This is a genomic window from Microtetraspora sp. NBRC 16547, assembly GCF_030268965.1.
In the GTDB taxonomy this organism is placed as follows: Bacteria; Actinomycetota; Actinomycetes; order Streptosporangiales; family Streptosporangiaceae; genus Microtetraspora.
On the sequence record NZ_BSSE01000021.1, the window covers coordinates 131,914 to 143,735 of the forward strand.

General features: G+C 69.3%; 10 protein-coding genes. 2 read left to right on the plus strand and 8 right to left on the minus strand.

Going from position 1 to position 11,822, the window contains the following annotated elements:
• Positions 1-16 precede the first annotated feature (16 nt).
• The 7 genes from QSK17_RS25760 to QSK17_RS25790 all read right to left on the minus strand — a co-directional run bounded on the left by QSK17_RS25760 (position 17) and on the right by QSK17_RS25790 (position 8,376).
• The gene (locus QSK17_RS25760) at positions 17-1,606 is read right to left on the minus strand and encodes a serine/threonine-protein kinase (protein WP_285707851.1); all 1,590 of its coding nucleotides are present in this window, start codon (positions 1,604-1,606) and stop codon (positions 17-19) included.
• Between the two features lie 53 nt (positions 1,607-1,659).
• Positions 1,660-2,634 (minus strand): sulfate/molybdate ABC transporter ATP-binding protein, encoded by a 975-nt coding sequence (locus QSK17_RS25765; protein ID WP_285707852.1) that lies wholly within the window; start codon positions 2,632-2,634, stop codon positions 1,660-1,662.
• 1 nt (position 2,635) lies between these two features.
• Complete coding sequence (locus QSK17_RS25770) at positions 2,636-3,418, minus strand: sulfate ABC transporter permease subunit (RefSeq protein WP_285707853.1); 783 nt, start codon at positions 3,416-3,418, stop codon at positions 2,636-2,638.
• On the minus strand, positions 3,411-4,256 hold the full coding sequence (cysT, locus tag QSK17_RS25775; protein WP_285707854.1) for a sulfate ABC transporter permease subunit CysT: 846 nt from the start codon (positions 4,254-4,256) through the stop codon (positions 3,411-3,413). Before cysT ends, QSK17_RS25770 begins: the two co-directional genes overlap by 8 nt.
• Positions 4,257-4,380: 124 nt before the next feature.
• Complete coding sequence (locus QSK17_RS25780) at positions 4,381-5,388, minus strand: sulfate ABC transporter substrate-binding protein (RefSeq protein ID WP_285707855.1); 1,008 nt, start codon at positions 5,386-5,388, stop codon at positions 4,381-4,383.
• A gap of 100 nt (positions 5,389-5,488) precedes the next feature.
• Positions 5,489-6,883, minus strand: a complete 1,395-nt coding sequence (locus QSK17_RS25785) for an LCP family protein (RefSeq protein WP_285707856.1) — start codon at positions 6,881-6,883, stop codon at positions 5,489-5,491.
• Positions 6,884-6,972: 89 nt separating this feature from the next.
• Positions 6,973-8,376, minus strand: coding sequence for an LCP family protein (locus QSK17_RS25790; protein ID WP_285707857.1), 1,404 nt, complete (start codon positions 8,374-8,376; stop codon positions 6,973-6,975).
• A gap of 191 nt (positions 8,377-8,567) precedes the next feature.
• Here QSK17_RS25790 and QSK17_RS25795 point away from each other — a divergent pair, with 191 nt between their 5' ends.
• Together QSK17_RS25795 and trpS are read left to right on the plus strand one after the other, a co-directional pair.
• Positions 8,568-9,071 carry a hypothetical protein gene (locus QSK17_RS25795; protein WP_285707859.1) on the plus strand — a complete coding sequence of 168 codons (504 nt, stop codon included), beginning with the start codon at positions 8,568-8,570 and terminating at the stop codon, positions 9,069-9,071.
• A gap of 243 nt (positions 9,072-9,314) precedes the next feature.
• Positions 9,315-10,496, plus strand: a complete 1,182-nt coding sequence (gene trpS, locus QSK17_RS25800) for a tryptophan--tRNA ligase (protein ID WP_285707860.1) — start codon at positions 9,315-9,317, stop codon at positions 10,494-10,496.
• An 869-nt stretch (positions 10,497-11,365) separates the two neighbouring features.
• Here trpS and QSK17_RS25805 read toward each other — a convergent pair.
• Positions 11,366-11,822, minus strand: a 457-nt coding sequence (locus QSK17_RS25805; RefSeq protein ID WP_285707861.1) for a hypothetical protein, incomplete at its 5' end; no start/stop codon positions are given.

Genomic DNA, 11,822 nt, shown 5'->3' on the forward strand with positions numbered 1-11,822 from the left:
GGCGGCGGGTCGGTGATCAGGCCGTGGGCGGGGTGAAGAGGCTGACGATCCTGGTCAGCGTGGGGCGCAGCGAGTCCCAGTCCTCGGCCACGGTCGTCCAGGTCAGCACGCTGGTGGTGGTCCCGGTGGAGAGCACCCGCCGGAACTGGTGGTAGGTCACTCCCTTCTCCAGGTTGTTTCGCGCTGAGGACCCGCGCGGTCGGAACGTGAACTCCCAGTCCGCGACCGTGCCGTACTCGCTGGACGCGGAGGTGAGGCGGAGCCGCTGGTAGGCCTGCACGTCCGGGTAGAGGACCGCCTCGGCCTCGCGCAGCGAGGCGAGCGCGTCGGTTCCGCTCTGCCGTGTGATCTCGATGTCGAACCGCGACCGCCCCGCCGGATCAAGCCACTGGTACGCGGTATCACGCCCGCCCGAGGTGGCCCGCGTCCAGTCACGGGGGACGGCCGCCCGCCACCCGTGGTCGGGCGGGCTGGGCCGGTACCACGTCAGCTTCAGCCTCGTGGCGCCCACCGGGCCGGCCGACGACGTGGCGGCGGCGGCCGGTGACGCGCCCGGTGGCAGGACCGGCGTCAGGACCGGCGTCGTGCCCGACGCCGGAGTCGTGGGCGAGGCGGGAGCGCCGGTTCCGGCGAGGGGGATCCGCTCCGCGTCCGCGGCGGGGCCGGGCCGCAGCATCGCCCAGCCGCCCACCGCTCCGGCGACCACCACCGCCGTCGCCACCCCTGTGACCAGCCGCGTACGGCTCCCGCCTCGGGACGGGGCCGGCGGCTCGGGGGAGGGCTCGAGGTCGGCGAGCATCCGGTCGGCGTCCTCCGGCGTGAGCCGCTTTCGCGGATCCCTCGCCAGCAGGCCGCCCACGACGGGGCGCAGCGCCTCGGGGACCGATTCCAGGTTGACCGCACGGTCGGCGCGGGGAGGCCGGTGGGCGACCGCCGTGTACAGCGTCGCGCCCAGCGCCCACAGGTCGGAGGCCCGAGTGGGGGGAGCACTGGTGGAGGAACCGCCGTCGACGCGTTCCGGCGCGAGGAAGGCGGCCGCGCTCCGGACCGCGCTGACCGGATCCCCGTGGGCGGGGGACCGGCCGGCGGCCTCCCGCGCGAACGCCGGGTCGCCCGCGAGCACGCTGACACCGAAGTCGGCGAGCAGGATCCGGCCGTCGTGGCCGAGGAGCACGTTCGCCGGGCGCACGTCGCCGTGCCGTACCGCGGCCGCGTGGGCGTAGGCGAGCGCGGCGAGGACCTGGCGCGCGATCGAGGCGGCCCGCGGGACGAGGAGTGGCCCGTCGCCGGCGACCACGCCGTCGAGGGAGCGGGAGCGGACCAGCTCCATCACGATGTACGGGGTGCCGTCCTCCTCCGCGAAGTCATGGACGGCGGCGATGTTCGGATGCCGGAGCCGTTCGGCCTGCCGCGCCTCGCCGGCCAGTCGCCGGACGATCTCCAGGCGGCGGCCCTCGCGCAACCCCGCGGGCAGCAGCACCTCCCGTACGGCGACGGGCCGGTCGAGCAGGGTGTCGTGGCCCTCCCAGACGACGCCGGTCGTCCCCTGGCCGAGAGCACGCACCAGCCGGTAGCGCCGGACGATCAGCTGCCCCGGAGTTCCCATCCTGCCTGCCTCTGTACAAGGGCAAATACCACTGGATCGGGAGTCTTGCACAACTAATGGGGCGGAAGGGACCTGCTTGCTCTATGGGCGGGGCGCACGTTGACGGTGTCGCCGGGGTTGAGCGCGAGCTGCTCGGCCACACCGCGCGTCACCTGGACCCAGGCCTCGCGGTCGTCGATCAGCAGCTCCACCCTGACCTCGAAGCCGAGCCGGACGACGCGTGCGACCGTCGCCTGGCTGCTGCCCGGCCGCGGCTCGGCGGTGATCTCGATGTCGTGCGGCCGTACGAGGTTTCCGCCGATCTCGGTGACCGGGCCGAGGAACCGCATGACGAACGGGTTGGCCGGGTTGTCGTAGACGTCCGCCGGGCTGCCGACCTGCTCCACCGCGCCGTCGGCGAGGACGACGACGGTGTCGGCGACCTCGATGGCCTCCTCCTGATCGTGGGTGACGAACACGGTCGTGACGTGGACCTCGTCGTGCAGGCGGCGCAGCCAGGTCCGCAGCTCCTTGCGCACCTGGGCGTCGAGCGCGCCGAACGGCTCGTCGAGCAGCAGCACCTCGGGTTCCACGGCCAGGGCGCGGGCGAGGGCCATGCGCTGGCGCTGGCCACCGGAGAGCTGGGACGGGTACCGGTCGGCCATCCGCTCCAGGTGGACGAGTTCGAGCAGCTCCATGACCCGCTCGCGGATCTCGTTCTTGGGCCGCTTGCGGATCTCCAGCCCGAAGGCCACGTTGCGGAACACCGTCATGTGCTTGAAAGCGGCGTAGTGCTGGAAGACGAACCCCACGTTGCGCCGCTGGGGCGCCAGCCGGGTCGCGTCAACGCCGGAGATCCGTACGGTCCCGGTGTCGGGGTGCTCCAGCCCGGCGATGACACGCAGCAGGGTCGACTTCCCGCCGCCGCTCGGGCCGAGCAGGGCGGTCAGCGAGCCGGAGGCGACGTCGACGGAGACCTCACGCAGCACGGGGGTGGTCCCGAAGGACTTGTTCACGTCGCGTACTTCGATGTGGACGGGGGTGGTCATTTCAGTCCTTTGGGCGCAGGAGCCTGGTGAGCAGCAGGGCGACGACGGCGAGCAGCGCGAGCGCCGTGGCCGCCGCGAACGCGGCCGGCTGGTCGAAGTTCTGGAAGCGTTCCTCGACGAACAGCGTGAGGGTCTGGGTCTGGTCGACCAGGCGTCCGGAGACGACCGCGACCGCGCCGTACTCGCCGAGGGAGCGGGCCAGGCACAGCACCACGCCGTACGCCAGGGCCGACCGGATGCCGGGGAGCGTGATACGGAGGAACGTCTGGAAGCGGCTCGCCCCGAGGGTGTGCGCGGCCTGTTCCTGCTCGTCGCCGAGCTCCTCCAGGACGGGCACCACGGAGCGGACCACCAGCGGCAGCGCCACGAACACCGTGGCGAGCACCATGCCGGGTGTGGAGAAGATGATCTGCAGGCCCCAGCTCTCCAGCAGCCCGCCCACCGGGGAGAACCTGCCGTACAGCAGGGTGAGCGCGAGCCCGACGACGACCGGGGAGACCGCCATCGGCAGGTCGATGAACGCGCCGAGCAGCCGCTTGCCCGGGAACTCGTGCCGGACCAGCAGGATGGCCGCGCCGACGCCGAACACGGTGTTGGCGACGACCGCCCACAGCGCGACGACGAGGGTGACCCGGAACGCGTGCAGCGCCGACGGCGAGGTCAGCGCCTCGACGAACGGGGCAAGACCGTCGCCGAACGTCCGCCAGATGATCAGCCCGACGGGAAGGACCAGCAGAAAGAACAGGTAGACGACGGCGATCGTGCGCAGGCCGTACTTAGCCACGGCGGCTCCCCCATCGTTGCAGGAGGTCGAGCGAGACCAGCGCGACCAGGGCCACGATCAGCAGGACGGTCGAGATCGCCGCGGCGCCGGTCGTGTTGTCCCCCTCGATCTGGCTGAAGATGTTGACCGCCGCGACCTGGGTCTTGAACGGCAGGTTGCCCGAGATCAGCACGATCGAGCCGAACTCCGAGATCGCCCGGGTGAACGCCAGGGCGGTGCCGGACAGCATCGCGGGCACGAGGTTGGGCAGGACGATCCGCCGGAATGTCTGGAACGGGCTCGCGCCCAGGGACGCCGCGGCCTGCTCCATGTCCTTGTCCAGCTCGATCAGCACCGGCTGGACCGTACGGACGACGAACGGCAGCGTGACGAAGAGCAGCGCGAGGCCGACGCCGGCCCTGCTGTAGGCGAGGTTCACCCCCAGCGGGCTCTCCGGACCGTACAGCGCGAGCAGGACCAGCCCGGCGACGATCGTCGGCAGCGCGAACGGCAGGTCGATGAGCGTGTCCACGATCCCCTTGCCGGGGAAGCGGTCGCGGACCAGCACCCAGGCGATGACCGTGCCCAGGACGAGGTTGATCAGCGCGACGATCGCCGAGGCGCCGATCGTGAGGGTGAGCGCGGCCCACGCGTCGGGTGTGGTGACCGCCCTCCAGAAGTAGCCGAGCCCCTCGTCGGTGGAGCGCCACACCACGAGGGCGAGCGGGATCAGCACGATCAGGCTCAGGTACAGCACGGCCGAGCCGAGGCCGAGGGCGGTTCCCCCGGAAAGACGCGCGCGCCGTCGCGCCCCCGCGCGCGGCGGGGGAGCGGTGCGGGTAGCGGTTTCCGCGGTCACTTCGGGCCACCCCGCTTCGAGTCGATCAGCACGGAGTCGATCCGGGTAGGGCGGATCCGGGTAGGGCGGATTCGGGTCGGGCCGGTCACTGCGCGTCGGTCACTCTGGCCGGTCATCCGGGACGTCACTTCTCGGTCGCGACGCCGAGCTTGCGCTCGATCTCCGCGACGCGGCCGGTCTTCGGGTCGAAGAAGTCACTGGTGATCTTGTCCCAGCCGCCGATGTCCTCGATGGTGAAGAGCCGTGGCGGGTCGGGCCACGTGAAGCCGGTCACGCCGTCGATCACCGGGCGGTAGCCGTTCTTGGCGAAGATCGTTTGCGCCTCGACCGAGTAGAGGTACTTGAGGAAGGCCGCGGCCTCCTTGGGGTGGGCCGAGTTCTTGGTGACGGCGACCGGGTTCTCGATCAGGAGGGTGGCGTCCGGGACGACGTACTCCAGCTCCTGCTTGTTCTGCTGGGCGAAGATCGCCTCGTTCTCGTAGGTCAGCAGCGCGTCGCCCTTGCCGCCGGTGAAGGTCTGCAGTGCCTTGCGGCCGCTGTCGTCCTGGACGGGGACGTTGTGCAGGAGCGAGTCGAGGTAGGCGAGGCCGGCCTCCTGGTTCGCGTCCTTGTCCGACTTCGCGCCGTACCCGGCGAGCAGGTTCCAGCGGGCGGCGCCCGAGGTGAAGGGGTTCGGCGTGATGACCTCGACGCCGGGCTTGATCAGGTCGTCCCAGGTCCTGAGGTTCTTCGGGTTGCCCTTGCGGGTGCCGACGACCACGATCGACTTCGTCAGGATGCCCTTGGTGGGGCCGCTGTTCCAGTCCTCGGCCACGAGCCCGGCCTTGACGAGGCGGGTGATGTCGGTTTCGAGGGAGAACTCGACGATGTCGGCCTTCAGCCCGGCCGCCACGGCCCGGCTCTGGTCGCCGGAGGCGCCGTACGACTGGGTGAAGGTGATGCTCTTCCCCTCGGGAGTCTTCTGGAAGGCGGCGATGATGTCCGTGAAGGCCGCCTGCGGGGTGGAGTAGGCGACCAGCGCCAGCGTGACCTTGCCGTCACCCCCGGAACCGCTGCCTCCCCCGCAGGCTGCGACCAGGGTGGTGGTCGCGATGGCGGCGGCCGTGATCGCCCGTAGCCTGCGAACGCTCATGGGCTTCTCCCTGCTTTTCCTACTAAATAAGTCGGCTTAGCAGATATTGAAGCCCGGCGGCGATATTTCCGTCAAGTCAGGTAGGTATTATGGCCAAGGCTCAGCAAATACTGTCTAGCGACTGTGCGGTGCCCGGCGACGACGGGCCCTTCGCTGGACGGGGCGACCGCTGCGGAACCTGCCGGGGACGAGGATGCTCGGCTCGTGAATGCCGGGCCCGTGGGTGCTGGGGGCGCAGGGCCTTGCCGACCTCGCGCTGGATGAGGCCCCAGTCGGGATCGGCCGTGTTGACCAGCGGAGGCACGAACTGCAGGCTCCGGATGTGCGCCTTCTTGATCTTTTCGGAGAGTTTGAGCAGCGCCGGCAGCATGCTCTGCGGCACGTCCGTCGTGACATACCGCTTGGTCGCGTCCGCGATTCGCTCGAAGCCGCGCAGCACCGCCACCGGGTCGGCCTGCTTGGCGACGGCGTTCAGCAGGCACTTCTGCCGACCCATCCGCACGTAGTCGTCGCTGTCGGTGCGCGACCTGCCGAACCACAGGGCCTGCTGGCCGTCGAGCCGGCGCCGGCCCGCCTCCAGCACGCCGCCCTCCAGCCCGTACGGGATGTCCTGCCTGATGGTGACTGTGACCCCGCCGATGGCGTTGACGATCTGGGTGAAGCCCTTCATGTCGAGCATCGCGTAGTAGTCGATGTGGAGGCCGAGAATGCCGCTGACGGTGTCCCTGAGCAGCCGCATCCCGCGGTCTCCGTGTGCGCCGGGAACGATCGACGGATGGTCCTCGGCCCATTGGTACACCTCGTTGAGCAGGCCGGGCGTCGCCTCGTCGCCGTCGCCGGAGAACCCCCACGGGAACGCGTTCCTGGCCGGGCCCGGAGGCATCGGCACATGCTCCAGATTGCGCGGCAGGCCGAACAGCACGGTGTCCCCGGTGCGGGTGTCCACGCTCGCCACGGTGACGCTGTCGGTGCGCGCGCCGGGGCGGTTCCTCGCCGCGTCCGCCCCGACCAGGAGGACGTTCAGCCGCGGCTTACGCGCCCATGGATCCGGCCGCAGCGGTACCCCTCCGTTGAACACGGTGAGCAGGACGTCCCTGGACACGTAGGCCAGCCGGCCCGCGTACGCCATGGGAGCGACCACGAGCACGCACAGCAGCGAGACCACGCCGGTCGCGATGCCACGCTCCACCTTGTCGAGGTTCAGGGGCCGCACCAGTCGATACGACGACACGATGACGGCGGACCAGCAGAACCCGATCGCCAGGGCCGCCAGGATCAGCCCGGTCAGCCAGTTGGGCCGTACGGCCAGTTCGAGCAGGGCCGGGCGGAACGCCGTGGCGGCCGCGAACACCGCTCCGAGGAGCACGGTGTACGCGCCCGCGAGCGCCAGTCCCGTCCTGGTCCGGCCCGCCACCAGATGGGCCAGCCCCCAGACCATCGCCGAGGCGAGGGTCAGCGCCAGTGCCTGTCCGAGATTCCGCCAGTCGGTCCGCATCCGCAGCACTCCACGTCCGGGTATTCCGTCGCTACTGCCCGCCGAGCTGGGCTTATAACAGGTTAGTAACGGAACCCGTGGAATCGCGGTCAGCTTGCCGTGCAGCTGTCCTGGGTCGCGTCGAAGCCCTCGACGTCATCCAGGGTCTTGGGCGGCTTGAGCCCCTGCCAGTCCGCGCCGATGACGAGCACCAGTGTCTGGGTCTGCGCGTTCTTGACGAGATAGGTCTTCGACGTGGCCAGCTCGCGGTAGAGCCTGGGCGCCCGGCTCGCGCCGTTGGGGGAGTACTTGATGAACGTCTTGGCGTACTGCTTCCCGGCCGTGGTGATCTTCCTGACGTGGTAGCCCCGCTGCTCCAGCTCGGCGGCGACCGTGGTGCCGACGCCCTGCTTGCCGCTGCCGTTCTCCACGATGATGTGGATCTGGGACTTCGGGATCTTCTGCTCGCCGCCCTTGACGCCCTTGCTGATCTGGTCGGCGGCGACCATCTTGAACAGGCGGTCCGCCTGCGGCTGGACCCACTCCACCCGGCCGGGGTTGGTGACGGAGTAGCGCCACGGCGTGGTCACGAACCGGATCTGGCCGGCGGTCAGGCCCTCGGCGCTCACCGCGAGGTCCTTCATCACGCCCACGGTCAGGTCGGGGTCGGTGGTGATCGACTTGGTCACCGCGTCGAGGAAGCCGAAGAGCGTCTTCGGGTCGGTCAGCGTCTCGCCGCTCATCGCCTTCTTGGCCATCGAGGCGAGGAACATCTGCTGGCGCTGGATGCGGCCGATGTCGGAGCCGTCGCCCAGGCTGTAGCGGGCCCGGACGTACCCGAGCGCCTGCTCACCCTTGAGCACCTGCCGTCCGGCCTCCAGGTTCAGCCGCGCCTTCTTGTCCTTGATCGGCTCGGGCACGCAGATCGGGACGCCGCCCAGCGCGTTCACCATCGACTTGAACCCGGTGAAGTCCACCTTCACGAAATGGTCGATGCGGATGTCGGTCAGTGCCTCGATCGTCTTCCAGGTGCAGGCGATGCCGCCGGAGTTGAACGACTCGTTGATCATGCCGACGTGGGGCTGCTGCCCGGGGAGCCCGTTCTTCGCGGGACAGGAGGGGAGCTGGACGAGCGAGTCCCTGGGGAAGCTGATCAGCATCGCGCCGTCCCGCTTCGGCGAGATGTGGGCGAGGATGATCGTGTCGGTCCGCTCGCCCTCGAACTTGCCGTACTTCGCGTTGGCCCCGTCGCGCTGGTCCGAGCCGACGATCAGCACGTTCATCGCTTTGCTGATCTTCACGGGCCGGGGGCCCAGATCCTGCTTGGCCACGACCTCGTGCTTGACGTTGCCGGTGAGCTTCACGTATCCGCCGACGAGGAAGGTCACCCCGCCAACGGCCACGCCGAGGACACCCGCCAGCAGGGCCCACAGCCACGCCCGCCATTTGGGCGGGGTGGGTGGGGCGGGCGGCTCCTCCACGGGAAGGGCAGGACGCACGTCGACAAGACCCACGTTCTTAACTCCTGACAATCGGACGAGGGCTGTCGCCCGCGTCGGAGAGCCCGAAAAGCGGCAAATCGCGGAAAGTGTAGCGATCCACCCTGAACATCGCGCATCGCCGTGCTGGCAACCAGGCTGCAAGCGACGGTCAAGTGGGCGCCCCTAGCTCTGTGACGCACGAAACAGGCGAAAGGTTGTGAAATATGGCGCGAAATGCGCTGCCCGTCGCGGCCGCCGCCGGGCTCATCCTCCTCATCGGCGGCGTGTACGGCATGAGCTCCCTCTCCACCATGTCCTGGGGCGTGCCGATCTTCGTGATCGGCCTGTTCCTGCTGATCATCGGTGCGACCGCGCTCACCGCCAGGCTCGCCAGAGGCCAGGGGCCGTCCTCCGGCGTACTCGGGCGGATGAAGGACTTCATGGGCACGGGCAACCAGGAACTGATCGGCTCCGGCGTCCCCTCCCGAGCCCTGATCACCGGGATGCGGGACACCGGGACGATGGTGAACGACCAGGTAGTCGTCGAGTTCGACCTCCAGGTGCAGCCCGCGGGCGGGTCGCCGTACCTCGTGAGCCACCGCCAGATCCTGCCGCGCCTCCTGATGGGTGCTGTCCTTCCTGGCAGGAACGTCCAGGTCTGGGTTGATCCCACGAACCCGCAGCGCCTGGCCATCGACTGGTCGGCCCTCCCGGCCCAGAGTCCCTGAGATCCGGTACGGCGGCGCCGCACCGGATCCTCATTGTGCAGTCGGCATGGTGTTCCCGCTGCGAAAGCGGAAGTATGCTTCCCCCATGCATCGTTCGTGTCGCAACTGGTGGCGCTCCTCGTAGGAGCGGCCACTCTCGCGCACGACCCCGGGCCGTTCGGATGGACGGCCCTTCTTGTTGCTCTTCCTCGGTCGAGGGGCCTCCTCCGGATGGCGAATCATCCGAAACGCCAGGAGGAATCCATGTCGATCAGTGCCACCAGCCCCGTTCCCACGCTGCCCGCGCCCGCCGGGGCGAGCCCTGGAACGTACCGTGAGCAGGGCGGCGGGAAGAGCGACGAGACGAGTACCGGGGCGACCACCGGGACGACCATCGGGATGTCCGCCGCCCAGCGGCGTAGCGCCGAGCTGGAGGAGCTCATCCGGCAGGATCCCGGGCGGTTCCGCGTGCTCACCGGTGACCGCCCGACCGGGCGACTACACCTGGGCCACTACTTCGGCACACTCCACAACCGGGTCCGGCTGCAGGACCTGGGGGTGGAGACCTTCCTGATCATCGCCGACTACCAGGTCCTGACCGACAGGGACGTCGCCGACCGCCTCGACGAACGGGTCGAGGACCTGGTCCTGGACTACCTCGCCGTAGGCATCGATCCCGCGCGGACCACGATCTTCGCGCACAGTGCCGTCTCGGCTCTCAACCAGCTCCTGCTGCCGTTCCTCAGCCTGGTCTCGGTCTCCGAGCTGAGCCGCAACCCCACCGTCAAGGACGAGATCGCGCACTCCCGGCAGTCCGCGGTCAGCGGCCTGATGTTCACCTACCCCGCCCACCAGGCGGCGGACATCCTTTTCTGCAAGGCCGACCTGGTTCCAGTCGGGCAGGACCAGCTGCCCCACCTGGAGCTCACTCGCACCATCGCCCGCCGCTTCAACGACCGGTACGGCACGGGCGGCACCCCGGTCTTCCCGGAGCCCGACGCCCTGCTGTCGGCGGCGCCGCTGCTGCTGGGAACCGACGGCACCAAGATGAGCAAGAGCCGGGGCAACGCCATCCCCCTGGCCGCCGGTGCGGACGAGACCGCCCTGCTGGTCCGGAGTGCGAAGACCGACGCCCACCGGCACATTGCCTACGACCCGGAGGCCCGGCCCGAGGTGTCCAGCCTCGTCCTCCTGGCGGCGCTGTGTCTCGGCCGCGACCCCCACGAGGTCGCCGCCGACATCGGCGACAAGGGAGCCGCCGCCCTGAAGGCGACCGTCACCGAGGCCGTCAACGAGTACCTGGCGCCCATCCGCGAGCGCCGCGCCCGTTACGCCCAGGACCTGGGTTACGTACGGCAGGTCCTGCGCGACGGCAACGAGATCGCCAACGAGGTCGCCGAGACCACTCTCGGCGAGGTGCGGGCCGCCATGAAGACTCTTTACTGAAGGGCGGTCTCCCACGGAGACCGGGAATGTCCACTCGACAGTGAGATCTCCGCAGGGGACGAAGCAGATCCAGGGCCTCGCCATTGAAGGTGCCGCGCGCCGAGGGTCTGGATTCCCGCCAGGGCCCTCGGTATCCCAGCACCTCGTATCCCAGCACCTCGTATCCCAGCACCTCGTATCCCAGCACCTCGTATCCCAGCACCTCGTATCCCAGCACCTCGTATCCCGGCAGCGCTCGGTGGAACTGCCACTGCTCGGTTGACGACGGGTCACCTGAGCGACGTCGGACCGGGGCACCGGTGATCGCGTGCTGGAGGAGCGCCGCCGGCATCCCGACACTTCGGTACCCCAGGACCCGCATCCAGGGCATTCGGTATCCCGGGCCTTCGATATCCCGGGCCTTCGATATCCCGGGCCTTCGGTATGCCAGGGACCTCGGTATTGGAGGAACCTCGGCATTGGGCCTTCGATATCCCAGGGCCTGTATCCAGCACCTCAGTGTTTCGGCGCTCGCGGCACCTCTGTACCGCGGCTGCCCCGCGCGGTGTGGACCGATGTGTGTAACAGCGCCGTCGGCGACGACGGGCCAGGCAACTGCGACAACGCCGGCGTCCTCGGCGCTCCCAAAGGGGCCAAAGAGGACTTACATCGGATTATCGACAGATGGTTAATAAGTAACTACTCAGAGTTGCTTATAGAACGTGTGAGCGATATCTTTACGGTGTGCTGATCGGCTGGAGGCCGGAGGGAGGCGTTCCGGGATGATGCTTTCGGGTGCGATATTGCTGCGCCGCCCAGTCCCGCAGGCCTCGCCTTCCTCACCTTCCTCACCTTCCTCGGCTTCCTCGCCGCCTTCTCCTTCGGCCGGTTCAGTCGGCCTGGCTGGTTCGGTCGGTCTGGCTGGTTCGGCTCGTCCGGGGCGGCGTGCGCCCCGGCGCTATGAGCCGTTGCGATGCGAGCCGTTGCGGGACGAGCCGTCGATGAGGTCGCGATGCTTCGCCGGTGATGCTTACGGGGCTGTGCTTCTCGATCGTGCTCGAGTCCATGTGCCCGGTATGGTCCAGCCCGTCATCGGGCAGTTCGACCGCGCACCAGTCCAGATGGTGGGCCCCGAGGCTGGGCAGTTCGGCAAAGCGCCGGCCCAGATGGTGCAGCCCGAGGCTGGGCAGCGTGACGGCGAGCCACGCCAGGCGATGCGGTCGCCGGGGGCTGTGGAGGGGGCAGGCTTCGCGGGAGATGTGACCACGGGACAGCAGGGCCGGTGGTCGCGGGCGGTGAGGACTGAGCGCGAGGACGCATCTGGCTGGGACGGGATCTGGCAAGGCC